Source organism: Mesorhizobium sp. LNHC252B00 (assembly GCF_000502955.1).
Taxonomy (GTDB): Bacteria; Pseudomonadota; Alphaproteobacteria; order Rhizobiales; family Rhizobiaceae; genus Mesorhizobium.
This window is the reverse complement of the sequence record NZ_AYWO01000005.1, coordinates 370,383-386,573: the sequence shown is the minus strand read 5'-3', so window position 1 is coordinate 386,573 and position 16,191 is coordinate 370,383. Positions and strand designations below refer to the sequence as shown.

Here is a 16,191-nt window from a genome sequence, read left to right as displayed (position 1 = left end):
GAGCGTCCAAATTGGAGCGCTCGGCGCAGGAAACCCGGCAGTGAACGACATCGATCCCACCCCCGACATCCCATTCGTTGGACGCTGGCACTATTCGCGCGCCGAGATGATCGCTGACGGCATCGTCCACGCGGTCGGCATCGTGCTGGCGATATCGGTCGGTTCGGCATTGCTGGCGCTGTCGGCCTTTCGTGTCGGGCCGGGCGAATACATTGCCGCCGCCTTCTATGTGGTCTCGCTGCTCACCGTGCTGTCGGTGTCGATGACCTACAATCTTTGGCCAGTGTCGTCGCCGGCGAAATGGGTCTTGCGACGTTTCGATCACGCCGCGATCTATCTGCTGATCGCCGCGACCTACACGCCTTTCCTGGCCCAGCTCGAAGGCTCGCCATTGGCGAGCTGGATGATTGTCCTGGTCTGGACCGCAGCGGTGCTGGGCATTGCCATCAAGGTGTTTTTTCCCGGCCGTTTCGACCGGCTGGCCATCGGCTTCTATCTCGCCATCGGCTGGAGCGGCATCATCCTGGTCAAGCCCCTTGTCCAGACGCTGCCGACGATGTCGATCGCCCTCATCGTCGCCGGCGGCATCGTCTACTCCTGCGGCGTCGTCTTCTTTGCCTGGAAGGGGCTGCGCTTCCACAATGCGCTGTGGCATGGTTTCGTCGTCACCGGCGCCGGCCTGCATCTGGCCGCCATGGTCGACTGTCTGGTCATCAATCGGCTCTGACACAGACGTCGACGCGGCAATCTTGCCAAGCGCCATTCAATTTGGTCACAATTCCGTTTAGAGTCGCGCTTTACGTGATCGCGGCGGCATCGGAAACGGGGCACGGATGGCTTTTCTCAAATCCTTCGGCATGGGCAGGCGCTCTGATGTCCTAATCTACGACCCGCACAAACTCTCAAGCCCGCAGGTCTTTTTGCTGACCATGGTGATCTTCCTGGCCATCGTCGCCTTCATCGCCGCCATCCTGACCCGGCAGATCTCGACCGCCTTCAGCAGCAATCCCGGCCTCAACGGGCTGATCGTGGGCGTGCTGGTGGTCGGCATCCTCTTGGCCTTCGCCCAAGTCGGACGGCTGTTTCGCGAAGTTCGTTGGGTCAACTCCTTCCGAGCCGGCTCGGAGACCACCGAACCGGTGCTGCTGGCGCCGATGAAGGCGATGATCGGCCGCTCCTCGGCCACGGCTTTCTCGACCAGCTCGATGCGCACCATGCTCGACTCCATCGCCACGCGCCTCGACGAAAGCCGCGACACCTCGCGCTACCTCGTCGGCCTGCTGGTATTCCTCGGCCTGCTCGGCACCTTCTGGGGCCTGTTGAACACTATCGGCTCGATCCGCGAGACGATTGAATCGCTCGATCCGGGCACCGGTGACGCCGCGGCTGTGCTCGATTCGCTCAAGCAAGGGCTTTCCGCGCCGCTGGCCGGTATGGGCACGGCCTTCTCGTCCTCGCTCTTCGGCCTGTCCGGCTCGCTGGTGCTCGGTTTCCTCGACCTGCAGGCCGGCCGCGCCCAAACGCGCTTCTACACCGAGCTGGAAAACTGGCTGTCCTCGGTTACCGACCTGTCGTCCGACATCGTCGTCTCTGACCCGGCCAAGGCCGAATCCTCGGACGAGATCCGGGTCCTGTCGGAAAGATTGCGCAGCATGCAGGAGAATGGCGGCGGCTCCAATCCACGCGTCGCCACCGCCATGGCCAATCTCGCCGACGGCATTTCCGGCCTGGTCAAGAACATGCGCTCGGAACAGCAGATCATGCGCGACTGGGTCGAGGCCCAGTCCGACGAACAGAAGGCGATGCGCAACACGCTGGAAAAGATCGCCGATGCCCTGAAGAAGCCTGGGGTGCATTGACGTGGCACTCGCCAGGGGCCGGCGCACCGATCGCCGCATCGACTATTGGCCGGGCTTCGTCGACGCGCTGTCGACGCTGTTGCTGGCCATCATGTTCCTGCTCACCGTCTTCGTTCTGGCGCAGTTCCTGCTCGGTCGCGAAATTTCCGGCAAGGATACGGCACTCACGCGCCTCAACTCGCAAATCAACGAATTGACCCAGCTTCTGGCGTTGGAGCGCTCATCAACGCAGGACAAGGATGACTCGCTGGCCAATCTGCAGGCATCGCTGTCGGCGACCGAAGCGGAAAAGAGCCGGCTCGAACAATTGCTGGCGCAAGGCGCGGGCGCCGGTGACGCCGCCAACCAACGCGCCGCGGCACTGGGCGGCGAACTCGATAACCAGCGCCAGATCAGTCAGCAGGCGCTGAGCCAGGTCGAGATCCTCAACCAGCAGATCGCGGCCTTGCGCAAGCAGATCGGCGCGCTCGAGGATGCGCTCAACGTCTCCGAAACCCGCGACCGCGATTCCAACACCAAGATCGCCGATCTCGGCCGCCGCCTGAACGTCGCGTTGGCGCAGCGCGTGCAGGAACTGAACCGCTACCGCTCCGACTTCTTCGGCCGCTTGCGCGAAATCCTCGCCGACCGCGAGAATATCCGCATCGTCGGCGACCGCTTCGTCTTCCAGTCGGAAGTGCTGTTCCCGACCGGCTCCGAGGTGATCAACGATGCCGGCAAGGTCGAGATGAAGAAACTCGCCGACGCCATCATCGAGTTGCAGAAGGAAATCCCGCCCGAAATCAACTGGGTGCTGCGCGTCGACGGCCATACCGATAACAAGCCGCTCTCCGGCACCGGCCGCTATCGCGACAATTGGGAGTTGTCGACGGCGCGTTCGACCTCGGTGGTGAAATTTCTGATCGAGAACGGCGTGCCGGCCAACCGGCTCGTCGCCGCCGGCTTCGGTGAGTTTCAGCCGCTCGATGCCGCCGACACAGAAGAGGCGCGGAACAAGAACCGCCGTATTGAACTGAAGCTCACCGAACGTTGATCTCTCATCACGCGAGCTCACGCGAATTTGTTCGTCGGCTCAACTCTAGGGCGTGGACTGACGCCGGCAAGACCTGAAAAGATTATCTTTTTTTAATTACACATTGTCGCAGGGCGGTCCTAGCTTCCCGCCCGGGCTGAGAACCGCCGGCGATGAGTCTCCCGCATCGCGACACGACGGAACCGGACGGCCCAAAGGCCAGAAGGCAGGCGGAACAACCGCCGCCTTCCTCTACAAGAGGAGACGCGTGATGCGCTCTTTCACTCCCAGGACACCGCTTAGAACTGCAACACTCGCGGCGTTTCTCATCGCCGTTCCGCTTGCCGGCGCCTATGCCGCCGGCCATCACAAGGGTGCTCTCGACGCAACCGACCCGACCGATTTCACGGGGCCCCGGATCGACAGTGTCATCCAACAGGTCCAGGGCGTTCGCCAAGGCATAGTCGACGCCAAGCGGGCCAACAACATCACCCTGGCCGTGGCGCAGCGGCTGGAAATGCGCACCGCGCACATTACCCAGGCAGCTGAGAAAATCGCGGCGTCGGATCATGGCAGGATACCGGCCGCGCAATACCATGACCTGCTACGCCGCCTCGACAATGTCGACCAACGGCTGAGGCTCAATACCGGCAGTGGCTTCCTGATGGGCGACGGCGCCGACGGCGGCAACTACCCGAACGGCTGAAGCCGTAGCCCCTGACGGTCCAAGAGGAAGGGCCGCCCGACGCCCTCGGGACTCAATTCCGCGGGCGTCCTTTTACCAGCCCAGCCAGACCGCGATCAGGGAGGCAATCGCCGGCACGGTCTGGATGAACAGGATTTTGCGGCCGACCGTCGCCGCACCATAGAGGCCGGCAATGGCGACGCACAACAGGAAGAAAACCTTGACCTGGAAACCGGCAGCACCGAGGTAAAGCCCCCAGATGAGGCCGGCGGCGAGGAAACCGTTGTAGAGCCCCTGGTTGGCGGCGAGTACTTTCGAGGCACCGGCGAATTCGGGTGTCAAACCGAAAGCCTGGTGCCCGCGCGGCGTGTCCCAAAGCACCATCTCGAGATAGACGATGTAGGCATGGATCAAGGCCACCAGCCCAACCAGGATGTCGCCGATCATGCTGTTCCCCTCAACTGTGGCTGCAGCATTTCACGCATGACCGCATCAGCGCAAGATGCATTCCCGGCACAGTGCCTGAGGGTTGCCAAGGCTTTTGCGTTGGTGTCTTTTCGCGCCGTCCTCAATCACGGAAGCCGCCATGTCCTTTCAGAAACTCGATGATCTCGGCCATAAGCTCGAAGCGCTCGAGCATGCGCTGGCCATCCTCGGCGCCGACGAAGCCACTCACATGGCCGTCGGCGGCGGCGAGAAGCGTGCCGAGGCGATGTCGGCACTGGCCGGCATGTATCACACCAGGGCAACGGCGCCGGAGATAGCGGACTGGATCGCTGTCGCAGAAGGCGAGGCGCTTGGTGAAGAGCAACGGGCCGCCGTCGCGGAACTGCGGCGGCAGTACACCAACCTGACCTGCCTGCCGGTCGAATTCGTCGAACGCCAGACGACGGCTCGCATGCGCTGTGAGCAGCTGTGGCGCGACCTGCGCGCCAAGAACGACTGGGCGGCCTTCCAGCCGGCGCTGGAGGGCGTGGTGGCGCTGGTGCGCGAGGAGGCGGCGCTGCGTGCCGACGTGCTCGGCCTTGCCCCCTATGACGCGCTGATGGAACAGTACGATCCTGGCAACCGCACCGCCGATATCACGCCGGTGTTCACCGACCTGAAGGCTTTCCTGAAGAGGTTTGTACCGGAGGCGCTGGCGATCCAGGACGCGCGGCTGCGCAAGCGCCCGTTGAAGCCGCTTTCGGGCACCTACGCGATCGACCGGCAGCGCGAGCTTGGCCTTGCCATGATGGCGGCGGTCGGCTTCGACCTGACACACGGGTCGCTATCGGTGTCGCACCATCCTTTCTGCGGCGGCGTACCGAGCGATGTCCGCATAACCACCCGCTACAAGACCTCCGATTTCCTGTCGGCGCTGATGGGTGTGCTGCACGAAACCGGCCATGCGCTCTACGAACAGAACCTGCCGAAGACATGGTCGCACTGGCCGCTCGGCAAGGCGCGCGGCATGGCCGTGCATGAAAGCCAGAGCCTGTTCGTCGAAAAGCAGCTCGGCCGCAACCCGGCCTTCTGGCGCTGGGCGCTGCCGGTGGTCGAAAAGCATCTCGGCGAAGCCTGGTCGCTCGACGATATCCTGCCGCATGTGCATCGCGTCGAGCGCGGCCTGATCCGTGTCGATGCCGACGAGGTGACCTATCCCTTGCATGTCATCCTGCGCTACGAATTGGAACAGGAGCTCGTCTCGGGCCGACTGGAGGTGGCCGACCTGCCCGAAGCCTGGGACGCCAAGATGCGCGACTATCTCGGCCTTTCCACCATTGACAACCCCGCCGACGGGCCGATGCAGGACGTGCATTGGCCGGGTGCGGCCTTCGGCTACTTCCCCTCCTACACGCTGGGCGCGATGATGGCTGCGCAGCAATGGGCGGCGCTGACGCGGGAACATCCTTCAGCCGACGAGGATCTTGCCAAAGGCAATTTCGAGGCGATCAACGACTGGCGCCGCCAAAAAATCTGGTCGCAGGGATCACGCTGGTCGACGCCGGATCTGCTCGAGCGCGCAACCGGCGAAAAGCTCAACGCCACCTATCTCGTGAACCATCTGAAGCAGCGCTATGGAACGGCGTAGGGCGGCCGGCACTTCAGGAGTGCAGACAGCTTGAACTACTCCGCCGCCCCCTTGAAGGCGCTGGCGCCTGTTTCGAATTGCAGCTTGGCCAGCCGCGCATAGATGCCGCCCTTGGCGACCAGGCTCTGATGCGTGCCTTCCTCGACGATCGAGCCGCCATCCATGACCAGGATCCTGTCGGCCTTCAGCACCGTTGCCAGCCGGTGGGCGATGACGATCGTGGTGCGGCCCTGCATCAGGCGTTCCAGCGCGATCTGCACCAGCGTCTCACTTTCGGCATCGAGCGCGGAGGTGGCTTCGTCGAGCAGCAGGATCGGCGCGTCGCGCAGAATGGCGCGGGCGATCGCCACCCGCTGGCGCTGGCCGCCGGAAAGCGTCACGCCGCGTTCGCCGACCTGGCTGTCATAGCCTTTTTCCAGCCTGAGGATGAATTCGTCGGCGAGTGCGTCCTTCGCCGCCGTCTCGATCTCGGCCTTGCTGGCGCCCGGCCGGCCGAAGCCGATATTGTCGCTCGCGGTGGCCGCGAAGATGGTGACGTCCTGCGGCACGATGGCGATGCGCTGGCGGACCGAAACGGGATCGGCCTCACGCACGTCGACGCCATCGATCAGGATCTTGCCTGTTTCGGGATCGTAGAAGCGCAGGATCAGCGAAAACACCGTGCTCTTGCCAGCCCCTGACGGCCCAACAATCGCTACCGTTTCGCCGGGCATGACCTGAAAGCTCAAGCCGTGCACGGCGGCGCGGTCGGGCCGCGCCGGGTAGGAGAAGGAGACGTTGTCGAAGACTATCTCGCCCTTAGCGACCGCGGGCAGTGGCTTCGGATCTGCCGGAGCATGGATCGCCGGTTTCTCGGCCAGGATCTCGGTCAGCCGTTCGGCAGCACCCGCAGCTTGCGCAAGCTCGCCCCACACCTCCGACAGCGCACCCAGCGCGCCGGCGGCAAACACCGAATAGAGCAGGAACTGGCCGAGCGTGCCCGGCGATATCGAGCCTTCGAGCACGTCGCGCGAGCCGAACCACAGCACCGCCACGACGGACGAGAAGATGGTGAAAATGGCAAAGAAAGTGAGGAAGGAGCGCGCGAAGATCGAGGCGCGCGCCGCCTCGAAAGCGGCTTCCACCGCAGCCGAGAAATGGCCGGTGACCAGCTTCTCGTTGGTGAAGGCCTGCAGCGTGCGCACCGCGCCGACCTGTTCGCTGGCATAGGCTGTCGCATCGGCCAGCGTGTCCTGCGCCTGCCGTGACTTGCGCCGCACCGAGCGGCCGAAAGCGACCAGCGGCAGCACGATGACGGGAATAGCGGCAATCACCAGGCCGGACAGTTTCGGGCTGGTGATCACCATCATCCCCAGAGCACCGAGCCCAAGGATGACGTTGCGCAGCGCGACCGAGGCCGTCGCCCCGACCGCGGACTTGACCTGCGTGGTGTCGGCGGCGAGCCGCGACACGATCTCGCCCGACTGGGCGGTATCGAAAAAGGAAGGCGACAGCGTCGTCACATGAGCAAAGACATCGCGGCGGATGTCGGCGACGACGCGTTCGCCAAGCGTGATGACGAAGTAGTAGCGGCCGGCCGATGCCGCCGCCAGCAGCGCGGCCATCGCCACCAGCGCGGCGAAATATTCGGCGATGAAGATGGTGTTGGCCGACGAGAACCCATGATCGATCATGCGCCGTACCGCGAGCGGCAGCGCCAGGGTCGTTGTCGCGGCGATGACCAGCGAGATGAGGGCGCCGATGAACAGCGTGCGATAGTGCGCGATATACGGAAACAGGCGCCCGAGCGGCTTGAGCGAGCGCCGGCGCTCGTCTGCGCTGCTGATGTGCGCCATCCCAGTGTTTCCTCTAGCCGCCCTTTGAGCCATGCGCTTCAATATGCGCTTGCCGCGGCCTTGTGATTCAATTCCGGCTGATGTATAGGCTCGCCGACCGTTTTAGAAGCCGTGGCTCCTCAATAGCTGCGGCTTCGAGTTTTAAAAAGGGGCGCATCGACGCAGGCTTATGCCCGTCAGCAGCGCCGGCAAGCCAGGAACCGAACCATGAAGACCGACATTCATCCCGATTACCACACCATCAAGGTCGTCATGACCGACGGCACCGAATACATGACCCGTTCGACCTGGGGCAAGGAAGGCGATACGATGAACCTCGATATCGACCCGACCACCCACCCGGCCTGGACCGGCGGCCAGCAGACCCTGCTCGACCGCGGCGGCCGCCTGTCGAAGTTCAAGAAGCGTTTCGAAGGTTTCGGCCTCTAAGGGCGAACACCTATCGCAGATCGAAAACCCGCCCTTGTGGCGGGTTTTTTGTTGCAGCATTCATCCTGGCGCTTTTCCGCCTGCTATTCAGCCAGCAATTCCCTGAGTGCCATCCGCTTGTAGGCGGCGACCAGCCTGTCGCCCTCCTGCCGCTCGACCGAGATCGCCAGCCGCATGGCGGCTTCACCCATCTGCCAGACCAGCAACGCCGTCGTTTCCAGCGCCACCGGATCGGCCGCCGGTCGCAGTCGTTTCAGCACCGTGGTCAGAAACTCCGCATTGGCCCGGCTGTCGGCGAGCTCGAGCTGGCGCAACGCCTTGTCGGCCTGCGTGCCCGACCAGATGTCGCGCATCACCGGCTCCGCCAGGAACAGCCGGTAGTAGATATCGATGAGTTCCGAAAACGCTTGGCCCAGCCCTTCGGCGTCACTGACTCCGGCTAGTGCGGCCGAGATGCAGGCCTGGCTCTCTGCGGTATAGCGCTCGGCCAGTGCCCAGATGATCGCCCGCTTGTCCGGAAAGAACTGGTAGAGCGAGCCGATCGACACACCGGCCCTTTCCGCCACTTCACCCATGCGCATGGCGTCGCTGCCTTGCTCGGCAATCAGCGCCGAAGCGGCGGCCAGCATCCGCTCGACCCGTTCGCGGCTGCGCTGCTGGCTTGGCGCCCGGCGCGGCGAAGCGATCTGCTCCTGAGGGGAAACCGGCGAGGCCGCATCTTCCATGACTATCTCTCATACCACCAAAATCGCTTGACTCGTCAAATACGAGGGTTTATCACATTTTGCAAATGTGAGGAATACTCATATTTTAAGCAGAAGAAACCGCAACCGGCATCTGGAGCAACTGACATGATCGCGAAAGTTCTGCCCATCCTCATCTTCATCGCCGCAATCGGCTCGGGCGTCATCGGCGGCGTCTTCTTCGCCTTTTCCACCTTCGTCATGCCGGGCCTCGGCCGCATGCCGGCCGCTGGCGGCATCGCGGCGATGAATTCGATCAATGTGACCGCTGTGACGCCGCTGTTCATGACAGCGTTGTTCGGCACGGCGCTTGCGTGCCTCATTGTCGGCGCCGGCGCGGTGATGGACTGGAGCCAGTCGGGTTCGCTCTGGCTGATTGCCGGTAGCCTGGTCTATCTCATCGGCATCGTGGTGGTGACGATGGTCTTCAACGTCCCGCTGAACGATGCGCTCGCCACCGTCGATCCGGCAAGCGCCAGCGGCGCAAGTCTGTGGTCGCGATACCTCAATGAATGGGTGATGTGGAACCATGTCCGCACCGTCAGCGGCATAGCCGCGCTGGCATCCTTCTGGTTCGCCGCGCGTTGACCGCAATGGGCGGAGCCATCGATGGCCGACAGTGAGGCTCCGCGCCTGAAAAGTTCAGGACGTTTTTTGGAGACGGATCTTGAAGGATCAGTACTCAAACATGGCCTTCGGCATGGCCATCGGAGTTGGTGTCGGCTCGGCGATCGGCGCCGCTCTGGATGATCTGCCAATCGGCATCGCTATGGGCATCGCCGTAGGCGCGGCTTTCGGAGCGTTGCGACGTAAGTGACGGTGCTGCCGACGCTCTTCAGGCCTTTGTTTTTCGATCCGAATGGCCGAGATCGCGATCCGGATCGATGACGTCGCGCACAAGCTGCTTGAGTTTGGCCGCGTCTGGAAAGCCGCCATCGCGCTTGCGGTCCCAAACCAGAGTATCGTTGCAGGAAATGGTGAAGATGCCGCCGGTGCCAGGCACTAGCGTCACCTCGCCGAGATCGGTGCCGAAGGTCGACAGCAGCTCCTGCGCCATCCAGCCGGCACGCAGCAGCCACTGGCACTGCGTGCAATAGGTGATGCGGATGATGGGAAGCGCTTTTTCGCTCATGCCGCGCTGAGCTTGGCCATCGTCTCGTCATCGACCTCGAAGTTGGCGTAGACGCTTTGCACGTCATCGTCATCCTCGAGAGTGGCGACCAGCTTCATCAGCGATTGTGCCCGCTCCTCGTCGACCGGAACATTGTTTTGCGGCCGCCAGATCGGCTTCACCGATTCGGCCTCGCCGAGCGCGCCTTCCAGAGCCTTCGATACCTCGCCGAGATTTTCGAAGGCGCAATAGATCGTGTGGCCTTCCTCATCGGACTCGACATCATCGGCGCCGGCTTCGATCGCCGCATCCATGATCTTGTCGGCGCTGCCGGCCGATGCCGGATAGTAGATCTCGCCGGCGCGGTCCCACATGAACGACACCGAGCCGGTTTCACCCATCGCCCCGCCCGCCTTGGTGAAGGCGGCGCGCACGTTCGAGGCCGAACGGTTGCGGTTGTCGGTCAGGGCCTCGACGATGACGGCGACGCCACCTGGACCATAGCCCTCATAACGCACGGCTTCGTAATTCTCGGCGTCGCCCATCGAGGCCTTGTTGACGGCGCGCTGGATGTTGTCCTTCGGCATCGACACTGCCTTGGCGTTCTGGATCGCCAGGCGCAGGCGCGGGTTCATCGATGGGTCGGGCGTACCGCTCTTGGCGGCGACGGTGATTTCGCGCGCCAGCTTGGAAAACATTTTCGACCGCACCGCATCCTGGCGGCCCTTGCGGTGCATGATGTTCTTGAACTGTGAATGGCCAGCCATGGCACCCCTGTCGTGTTCTCGGCTAGAGCATCCGAAGCAGGTGATCTCACCTCGACTTGCGCAATGCTCGAATTCAAAATTTCAGAGCGTCCCAGGTGCAACTCGTGGAAGCACGGCGTTCTCTGTCGGAATGGCCGGCTTATAGATAAATCGGCTCAATTCGTCCAGCCACACGGCGCATGGGACGCACGACATGGATCGCCGCCACCGCTCACGCCTCCAGATCCGACTTCAGCCGGTCGATGATGCTGAGCGCATGGCCGGCATACTGGCTGATCCAGCGGTCATGGATCTGCTTGATCGGCAGCGCGTTGAGATGGTTCCAGCGCTCGCGTCCGTCGCGCCGCGCGACGATGAGGTCGGCCTCCTCCAGCACCTTGAGGTGTAGCATCACGGTGCAGCGATCGATATCGGGAAACGCATCGCACAGCATGCCGGTGGTCCTTGGCGCATCCTTCAGCTGATCCAGGATTTCGCGCCGGCGCGGATGCGCCAGCGCCTTGAAAACATTGTCGTCTTGCGATCGGCTTGACATGTTATATTTCTATAACATATCCTTCGGCCAATCAAGGGAAGGAGTTGTGGATATGTCACTTGGATTCAGTGTTTCAGGACGCATCGGCAGGCCGGTCGCCGACGTCTTCGACGCGGTCGTCAATCCAACGAAACTCAGCGGCTATTTCACCACGATCGGCGGTGCCAGCGCGCCGCTGGAAGCGGGTGCCAGTGTCGTCTGGTGGGGCAAGGTGCCGGTCGAGGTCGACGAGGTGGTCAAGGACAGCCGCATCGTGCTGCGCTGGGATGCCGCCGATGCCGACGGCAAGCCGGCCTACAAGACCCGCGTCGAGATGAATTTCGAACCGCTCGACGATGGCGGCACCTTCGTCACCATCGCCGAGAGCGGCTGGCGGGAAGGTGCGGTCGGCCTGAAGAAATCCTACCTCAACTGCGAGGGCTGGTCGCAGATGCTGGCCTGCATGAAGGCCTATGTCGAATACGGCATCAATTTGCGCGAGGGCTACTACCGCAGCGAGATGAAGGGCGAACCCGCCAACGAGACCAATATCTGAACATGACGACGGAGCCCGCAATGACCGCGAAGATCACCGGTGGCATCAATATCGCCATGAAGGTGCCGCCACACCAATATGAGACGACGGTCGCCTTCTACCGCGACGTCGTCGGCCTGAAGCCGTTCACCGATAAGGCGCCGGCAATCGGCTTCGAGCTCGGTCCCAACCGCTTGTGGATCGATGAAGCGCCGATGATGAGCCAAGCCGAAGTGTGGCTGGAGCTGTTTGCCGATGATTTTCCCGCCGCTGCGGATCATTTCGCCAGGGCCGGAATTGTGCGTTGCGATGCTATCGAGCCTCTGGGCGAGGGCTTCCGCGGCGGCTGGATCAGCAATCCAGCCAGCATCGTTCACATGCTGCGCGAACCAGACGCCTGGTGAGCGCCAAGCCCGGAAAGGACAATCCCATGGAAATCCGCGAGACACCGACCGCCGAAGCCGGCATGCTGATCCGGCGGCCTGTCGCCCACGTGTTCGAGGCCATCGTCGATCCGGCAATCACCACGAAATTCTGGTTCACCCACGGCAGCGGCCGTCTCGACAGCGGAAAGCAGGTTCGTTGGGAGTGGCGCATGTACGGCGTCTCGACGACAGTCGATGTCAGCGAGATCGTCGCGAACGACAAGATCGTCATGCAGTGGAGCGATCCGCCGACCACGGTGGTCTGGACCTTCACCGAAATGCCCGGCGATGCGACCTTTGTGGAGGTTCGCAATTTCGGTTTCGCCGGCAACGGCGACGAGCAGGTGAAGGAGGCCATCGGTTCAACCGGCGGCTTCACCCTCGTGCTGGCCGGCGCCAAGGCGTGGCTGGAACACGGCCTGACGCTCGACCTGATCGGCGACCGTCACCCGAAGGGTGTGCCGACGAACTGAACCGGCTCAAGATCGCCGTTTTTCCTGTTCAATCACATGGTGACGGAGCACGCGATTGATCTCGGTTTGGTATCCGCCGCCCCTCAGTGCCCGCCGCCCGCCTTCGCCTTCTTGCGCCGTCGGGCCAGCATGTTGAGCCCCTCGACGAGCGCCGAAAAGCCCATCGCCGCATAAATATAGCCCTTGGGCACATGGTAACCCATGCCGTCGGCGATCAGCGTCATGCCGATCATTAAAAGGAAGCCCAGCGCCAGCATGACGATGCTCGGGTTCCTGGCGATGAAGTCCGCCAGCGGTCCGGCCGCAAGCATCATCACGCTGACCGCGACGATCACGGCGATATACATGATGGCGATCTCGTCGGTCATGCCGACGGCGGTGATGATCGAATCGATGGAGAAGACGAGGTCGAGCAGCAGGATCTGGAAGATCGCACCGGCAAGGCTGATCTGCAGCGTCTCGCCCAGCATCGTGTCCTTGTGGTCGTCGGGATCGACCGTGTGATGGATTTCCTTGGTTGCCTTCCAGACAAGGAACAGGCCACCGGCGATAAGGATCAGGTCGCGCCAGGAAAAGCCGCGGCCGAGGGCGGTGAACACCGGCGTCGTCAACTGAACGATGATCGAAATGGTGGCCAGCAGCACTAGCCGCATGACCAGCGCCGCCGAGATGCCGAGGCGGCGTGCGCGGGCCCTTTGGGCTACCGGCAGCTTGTTGGTCAGGATCGAGATGAAGATCAGATTGTCGATGCCGAGAACGATCTCCAGCACGATCAGCGTCAGCAGCGCGACCCAGGCCGTTGGATCGGACGCGAATTGAAAATGCGGCGCCAGGAATTCGATGAGCTGCATGGAGGTCGTCCCCTCTATTAACGATCTAGAGCAGTGTCGCCGGCAGTTAGGTACTATGCGCGGCTATATCAATGTCACGACCAGAAGGACGGGGCGGTTTCCTCCAGCCGCGGGCCGCGACGAAACGGCGCGATCTTCTCCGTCAGCCCGGTGCGGTCGGAAATGTCGACCCCGACGCCGCACAATGTCGCCGGTCCGGTGGCGGCCTCGAAGCGCCCTTTCGGCACTTTCGACAGGAACCGGTTGAGCGGTTCCTCCTTGTCCATGCCGAGCGAGGAATCATAGTCGCCGCACATGCCGGCGTCGGACATGTAGCCGGTGCCGCCATTGAGGATCTGGTGGTCGCCGGTCGGCTGGTGTGTGTGGGTGCCGATGACGAGGCTGGCACGGCCATCGACGAAATGCGCGAAACACATCTTTTCCGAGGTCGCCTCGGCGTGGAAGTCGATGACCACCGCATCCGCCTGCTCGCCGAGCGGACAGGCGGCAAGCTCGCGTTCGCCGGCCTGGAACGGGTCGTCGAGCTCGGGATGCATGAACACCCGGCCCATGATGTTGGCGACCAGCACGCGCGCGCCGCTCCTGGCGATGTAGACGCCGGAGCCGCGTCCGGGCGTGCCCTTGGGAAAGTTGGAGGGGCGCAGGAAACGTTCTTCGCGCGGCGCGAAGGCCAGCGCGTCGCGCTGATCCCAGACATGGTTGCCCGTGGTGACGACATCGGCGCCGGCCGCGATCGTCTCGCGAAAGATGTCTTCGGTGATGCCGAAGCCGCCGGCGGCGTTCTCGCCGTTGACGATGACGAAATCGAGTTTGAAGTCGGAGATCAGCCCGGGCAGTTGTTCCCACACCGCGGTGCGTCCCGTTTTTCCAACCATGTCACCGAGGAAGAGAAGTCTCATATGATCCCGCACCGAAGGTCAGCGAAGCAAAAGCTGCATGACGCCAGTGAAAGATCATGCGTCCATTTATCTACAATTTTGGCACGAAGCGGCGCAACCCGCTCTCGGTGAGTATTTCCGCGATGATGACGTCATGGTCCTCATCCGGCACCTGCGCCACCTCCTGGCAATCGAAGGCGATGCCAATCAGTCGCGGCGGCTGTCCCTTGTCGATCAGCCTGGCGATGGCGCGGTCGTAATAGCCAGCGCCGTAGCCGATGCGATGGCCTCGCGCGTCGAAGGCGGCGAGCGGCACCAGCATCACCGAGGGATCGAGCACCTCAGCCTCCTCATGCGGACCGACCGTGCCGAAACCCATCTCGACCATCGGCGCGCCGCGCACCAGCTCGCGAAAGACGATGGTGGTCTTGTCGAGAATGGCCGGCAGGCAGAGCCGTGCGCCCTTCTCGCGCAACGCAAACATCAGCGGCCTGACGTCGACCTCCGAACGCATCGGCCAGAAGCCGGAAACGATCTGACCCGCTTCGATGTGGAGGTGATCGCGCGCAGTCTCAGCCATTTCCAGCGCGATCTCCACCCGCCAGAATTCATCGAGCGCGTCGCGGCGCCCAAGTGCCTCGCGGCGAAGCTGCTTTTTCAGGTCTCTAGACAATGTCATGCGCCAACGCTGGAGAAGGCCAGATTTGAATGGAGAAGAGCGGCGTTTCCACCGTATCATTCACCGAATGCGTGGAGACGCCTTGGAGAAGCGACGGTCCACACAACCGGTGGAGAGAGCGATCCCGGGAACCTACAAAGTAGGTGGGCGCCGTGTGAGAAAACCCACGGGTCTTCCCAGGGACAGCTCCCTAAGGATCGTTAAGGCCCCGGGGAAAATGTTCTCCTGCCGGGAAGCACAGACCGTCACCCGCAATATAGGCGGCTCATCGGGCAAGCGCCAGAGAGACAGCGTGGCCGGCGACTTTATTCTCTGCAAATCCGTTGCTTCTGTTCAGCGCCAAGCGCCGCCGTGCCTTGCACTGGCAAGTCCGCCTCCTTACGGTTGTCATGGCAACCAAGGAGCAAAAATGCGTTTCGAAGGCACGGCGGCCTATGTCGCCGACAAGGATCTGATGGTGGCCGTCAACGCGGCGATCGCGCTGGAGCGGCCCTTGCTGGTTAAGGGCGAGCCCGGCACCGGCAAGACGGAACTGGCGCGCCAGGTGGCGGCGGCACTCGGCCTCGATCTGATCGAATGGCACGTCAAGTCGACCACCAGGGCGCAGCAGGGCCTTTACGAGTATGATGCGGTCTCGCGCCTGCGCGACAGCCAGCTCGGCGATAGCAGGTTCAACGACATCAGGAATTACATCAAGCGCGGCAAACTTTGGGAGGCGTTCGCGGCCGGTAAAAAGGTTGTGCTTTTGATCGACGAGATCGACAAGGCCGACATCGAATTCCCCAACGATTTGCTGCAGGAACTCGATCGGATGGAGTTCTTCGTCTACGAGACCGGCGAAACTATCCGTGCCGCGGTAAGGCCGATCGTCATCATCACCTCCAACAATGAGAAGGAGCTACCGGACGCCTTCCTGCGTCGCTGCTTCTTTCACTATATCCGCTTTCCCGACGTCGACACGCTGCACAGAATTGTCGATGTCCACTATCCCGGCATCAAGCAGAACCTGGTGCGGGCGGCGCTGACCCAGTTCTACGAGATCCGCGAGGTGCCGGGGCTGAAGAAGAAGCCATCGACCTCCGAAGCGCTCGACTGGATAAGGCTGCTGGTCGCCGACGACATTGCGCCGGAAGATTTGCGCGCCGACCCGAAGAATGCCCTGCCCAAACTGCATGGCGCCCTCTTGAAGAACGAGCAGGACGTGCACCTGTTCGAGCGGCTGGCCTTCATGGCCAGAAGGCAGCAGTAGCGCTTTCCCTTCTGTGGACCGTTGCTGCCGGCCGAACTGGAAGGCAGTTTCGGCCAGAACCTTCGGAGGAAA

21 protein-coding genes and 1 other RNA gene are annotated in these 16,191 nt (G+C 62.6%); 12 read left to right on the top strand and 10 right to left on the bottom strand.

The genetic code is table 11. The features are described from left to right. The first annotated feature begins 40 nt into the window (after positions 1 to 40). From X744_RS159685 to X744_RS159700, 4 genes are all read left to right on the top strand, one after another. The gene (locus X744_RS159685; protein ID WP_023758631.1) at positions 41 to 727 is read left to right on the top strand and encodes a hemolysin III family protein; all 687 of its coding nucleotides are present in this window, start codon (positions 41 to 43) and stop codon (positions 725 to 727) included. Between the two features lie 106 nt (positions 728 to 833). Continuing rightward, entirely contained in the window at positions 834 to 1,859 is a 1,026-nt protein-coding gene (locus X744_RS159690; RefSeq protein ID WP_023758630.1) for a MotA/TolQ/ExbB proton channel family protein, read from the top strand. Position 1,860: 1 nt separating this feature from the next. Then, positions 1,861 to 2,892 (top strand): peptidoglycan -binding protein, encoded by a 1,032-nt coding sequence (locus tag X744_RS159695; protein WP_023758629.1) that lies wholly within the window; start codon positions 1,861 to 1,863, stop codon positions 2,890 to 2,892. A 250-nt stretch (positions 2,893 to 3,142) separates the two neighbouring features. After that, positions 3,143 to 3,577 (top strand): hypothetical protein, encoded by a 435-nt coding sequence (locus X744_RS159700; protein WP_023758628.1) that lies wholly within the window; start codon positions 3,143 to 3,145, stop codon positions 3,575 to 3,577. 72 nt (positions 3,578 to 3,649) lie between these two features. Here X744_RS159700 and X744_RS159705 read toward each other — a convergent pair whose 3' ends face one another. Beyond that, complete coding sequence (locus tag X744_RS159705) at positions 3,650 to 4,003, bottom strand: DUF1304 domain-containing protein (RefSeq protein WP_023758627.1); 354 nt, start codon at positions 4,001 to 4,003, stop codon at positions 3,650 to 3,652. A gap of 139 nt (positions 4,004 to 4,142) precedes the next feature. On the opposite strand from X744_RS159705, the gene X744_RS159710 reads away from it, so the two are divergent. Further along, complete coding sequence (locus X744_RS159710; RefSeq protein ID WP_023758626.1) at positions 4,143 to 5,630, top strand: carboxypeptidase M32; 1,488 nt, start codon at positions 4,143 to 4,145, stop codon at positions 5,628 to 5,630. A 35-nt stretch (positions 5,631 to 5,665) separates the two neighbouring features. Here X744_RS159710 and X744_RS159715 read toward each other — a convergent pair whose 3' ends face one another. After that, the gene (locus X744_RS159715) at positions 5,666 to 7,465 is read right to left on the bottom strand and encodes an ABC transporter transmembrane domain-containing protein (protein ID WP_023758625.1); all 1,800 of its coding nucleotides are present in this window, start codon (positions 7,463 to 7,465) and stop codon (positions 5,666 to 5,668) included. A gap of 207 nt (positions 7,466 to 7,672) precedes the next feature. On the opposite strand from X744_RS159715, the gene rpmE reads away from it, so the two are divergent. Continuing rightward, complete coding sequence (gene rpmE / locus X744_RS159720; RefSeq protein ID WP_006327661.1) at positions 7,673 to 7,894, top strand: 50S ribosomal protein L31; 222 nt, start codon at positions 7,673 to 7,675, stop codon at positions 7,892 to 7,894. 83 nt (positions 7,895 to 7,977) lie between these two features. On the opposite strand, the gene X744_RS159725 is transcribed toward rpmE, so the two are convergent. Further along, positions 7,978 to 8,619 carry a TetR/AcrR family transcriptional regulator gene (locus X744_RS159725; protein WP_023758624.1) on the bottom strand — a complete coding sequence of 214 codons (642 nt, stop codon included), beginning with the start codon at positions 8,617 to 8,619 and terminating at the stop codon, positions 7,978 to 7,980. Between the two features lie 126 nt (positions 8,620 to 8,745). Here X744_RS159725 and X744_RS159730 point away from each other — a divergent pair, with 126 nt between their 5' ends. Together X744_RS159730 and X744_RS1000000171860 are read left to right on the top strand one after the other, a co-directional pair. Beyond that, the gene (locus X744_RS159730; RefSeq protein WP_023758623.1) at positions 8,746 to 9,225 is read left to right on the top strand and encodes an anthrone oxygenase family protein; all 480 of its coding nucleotides are present in this window, start codon (positions 8,746 to 8,748) and stop codon (positions 9,223 to 9,225) included. Between the two features lie 79 nt (positions 9,226 to 9,304). Beyond that, on the top strand, positions 9,305 to 9,454 hold the full coding sequence (locus tag X744_RS1000000171860; RefSeq protein WP_023758622.1) for a hypothetical protein: 150 nt from the start codon (positions 9,305 to 9,307) through the stop codon (positions 9,452 to 9,454). Between the two features lie 18 nt (positions 9,455 to 9,472). On the opposite strand, the gene X744_RS159735 is transcribed toward X744_RS1000000171860, so the two are convergent. The 3 genes from X744_RS159735 to X744_RS159745 form a co-directional block, all read right to left on the bottom strand. Then, positions 9,473 to 9,769, bottom strand: coding sequence for a SelT/SelW/SelH family protein (locus X744_RS159735; RefSeq protein ID WP_023758621.1), 297 nt, complete (start codon positions 9,767 to 9,769; stop codon positions 9,473 to 9,475). Next, positions 9,766 to 10,515, bottom strand: coding sequence for a YebC/PmpR family DNA-binding transcriptional regulator (locus X744_RS159740; protein WP_023758620.1), 750 nt, complete (start codon positions 10,513 to 10,515; stop codon positions 9,766 to 9,768). Before X744_RS159740 ends, X744_RS159735 begins: the two co-directional genes overlap by 4 nt. Positions 10,516 to 10,726: 211 nt before the next feature. Further along, positions 10,727 to 11,050 (bottom strand): helix-turn-helix domain-containing protein, encoded by a 324-nt coding sequence (locus X744_RS159745; RefSeq protein WP_023758619.1) that lies wholly within the window; start codon positions 11,048 to 11,050, stop codon positions 10,727 to 10,729. A 52-nt stretch (positions 11,051 to 11,102) separates the two neighbouring features. On the opposite strand from X744_RS159745, the gene X744_RS159750 reads away from it, so the two are divergent. The 3 genes from X744_RS159750 to X744_RS159760 are packed head-to-tail and all read left to right on the top strand — an operon-like array spanning position 11,103 to position 12,462. Further along, positions 11,103 to 11,585: an SRPBCC domain-containing protein gene (locus X744_RS159750; protein WP_023758618.1), complete on the top strand. Its 483-nt coding sequence runs from the start codon at positions 11,103 to 11,105 to the stop codon at positions 11,583 to 11,585. A gap of 20 nt (positions 11,586 to 11,605) precedes the next feature. Further along, positions 11,606 to 11,968, top strand: a complete 363-nt coding sequence (locus X744_RS159755; protein WP_023758617.1) for a glyoxalase/bleomycin resistance/dioxygenase family protein — start codon at positions 11,606 to 11,608, stop codon at positions 11,966 to 11,968. 26 nt (positions 11,969 to 11,994) lie between these two features. After that, positions 11,995 to 12,462 carry an SRPBCC family protein gene (locus X744_RS159760; RefSeq protein ID WP_023758616.1) on the top strand — a complete coding sequence of 156 codons (468 nt, stop codon included), beginning with the start codon at positions 11,995 to 11,997 and terminating at the stop codon, positions 12,460 to 12,462. An 83-nt stretch (positions 12,463 to 12,545) separates the two neighbouring features. Here the strand turns inward: X744_RS159760 and X744_RS159765 are convergent, their stop codons facing one another. From X744_RS159765 to ssrS, 4 genes are all read right to left on the bottom strand, one after another. Beyond that, positions 12,546 to 13,313, bottom strand: a complete 768-nt coding sequence (locus tag X744_RS159765) for a TerC family protein (RefSeq protein ID WP_031259977.1) — start codon at positions 13,311 to 13,313, stop codon at positions 12,546 to 12,548. Positions 13,314 to 13,387: 74 nt separating this feature from the next. Further along, the gene (locus tag X744_RS159770; protein ID WP_023758614.1) at positions 13,388 to 14,212 is read right to left on the bottom strand and encodes a YmdB family metallophosphoesterase; all 825 of its coding nucleotides are present in this window, start codon (positions 14,210 to 14,212) and stop codon (positions 13,388 to 13,390) included. 70 nt (positions 14,213 to 14,282) lie between these two features. After that, positions 14,283 to 14,870, bottom strand: coding sequence for a 5-formyltetrahydrofolate cyclo-ligase (locus tag X744_RS159775; protein WP_023758613.1), 588 nt, complete (start codon positions 14,868 to 14,870; stop codon positions 14,283 to 14,285). Between the two features lie 91 nt (positions 14,871 to 14,961). Beyond that, positions 14,962 to 15,117: non-coding RNA, 6S RNA (gene ssrS, locus X744_RS1000000171855), on the bottom strand. Between the two features lie 162 nt (positions 15,118 to 15,279). On the opposite strand from ssrS, the gene X744_RS159780 reads away from it, so the two are divergent. After that, positions 15,280 to 16,119, top strand: coding sequence for a MoxR family ATPase (locus X744_RS159780; protein WP_023758612.1), 840 nt, complete (start codon positions 15,280 to 15,282; stop codon positions 16,117 to 16,119). The last annotated feature ends 72 nt before the right edge of the window (positions 16,120 to 16,191 follow it).

Bases quoted from the DNA above. Each gene is read 5' to 3' on its own strand.
- X744_RS159760 (WP_023758616.1), top strand. From the start codon at position 11,995: ATGGAAATCCGCGAGACACCGACCGCCGAAGCCGGCATGCTGATCCGG.
- X744_RS159745 (WP_023758619.1), bottom strand. From the start codon at position 11,050: ATGTCAAGCCGATCGCAAGACGACAATGTTTTCAAGGCGCTGGCGCAT.
- X744_RS159780 (WP_023758612.1), top strand. From the start codon at position 15,280: ATGCGTTTCGAAGGCACGGCGGCCTATGTCGCCGACAAGGATCTGATG.
- X744_RS159755 (WP_023758617.1), top strand. From the start codon at position 11,606: ATGACCGCGAAGATCACCGGTGGCATCAATATCGCCATGAAGGTGCCG.
- X744_RS159765 (WP_031259977.1), bottom strand. From the start codon at position 13,313: ATGCAGCTCATCGAATTCCTGGCGCCGCATTTTCAATTCGCGTCCGAT.
- X744_RS159705 (WP_023758627.1), bottom strand. From the start codon at position 4,003: ATGATCGGCGACATCCTGGTTGGGCTGGTGGCCTTGATCCATGCCTAC.
- X744_RS159735 (WP_023758621.1), bottom strand. From the start codon at position 9,769: ATGAGCGAAAAAGCGCTTCCCATCATCCGCATCACCTATTGCACGCAG.
- X744_RS159690 (WP_023758630.1), top strand. From the start codon at position 834: ATGGCTTTTCTCAAATCCTTCGGCATGGGCAGGCGCTCTGATGTCCTA.
- X744_RS159740 (WP_023758620.1), bottom strand. From the start codon at position 10,515: ATGGCTGGCCATTCACAGTTCAAGAACATCATGCACCGCAAGGGCCGC.
- rpmE (WP_006327661.1), top strand. From the start codon at position 7,673: ATGAAGACCGACATTCATCCCGATTACCACACCATCAAGGTCGTCATG.
- X744_RS159700 (WP_023758628.1), top strand. From the start codon at position 3,143: ATGCGCTCTTTCACTCCCAGGACACCGCTTAGAACTGCAACACTCGCG.
- X744_RS159770 (WP_023758614.1), bottom strand. From the start codon at position 14,212: ATGAGACTTCTCTTCCTCGGTGACATGGTTGGAAAAACGGGACGCACC.
- X744_RS159775 (WP_023758613.1), bottom strand. From the start codon at position 14,870: ATGACATTGTCTAGAGACCTGAAAAAGCAGCTTCGCCGCGAGGCACTT.
- X744_RS159730 (WP_023758623.1), top strand. From the start codon at position 8,746: ATGATCGCGAAAGTTCTGCCCATCCTCATCTTCATCGCCGCAATCGGC.
- X744_RS159715 (WP_023758625.1), bottom strand. From the start codon at position 7,465: ATGGCGCACATCAGCAGCGCAGACGAGCGCCGGCGCTCGCTCAAGCCG.
- X744_RS159710 (WP_023758626.1), top strand. From the start codon at position 4,143: ATGTCCTTTCAGAAACTCGATGATCTCGGCCATAAGCTCGAAGCGCTC.
- X744_RS159750 (WP_023758618.1), top strand. From the start codon at position 11,103: ATGTCACTTGGATTCAGTGTTTCAGGACGCATCGGCAGGCCGGTCGCC.
- X744_RS159725 (WP_023758624.1), bottom strand. From the start codon at position 8,619: ATGGAAGATGCGGCCTCGCCGGTTTCCCCTCAGGAGCAGATCGCTTCG.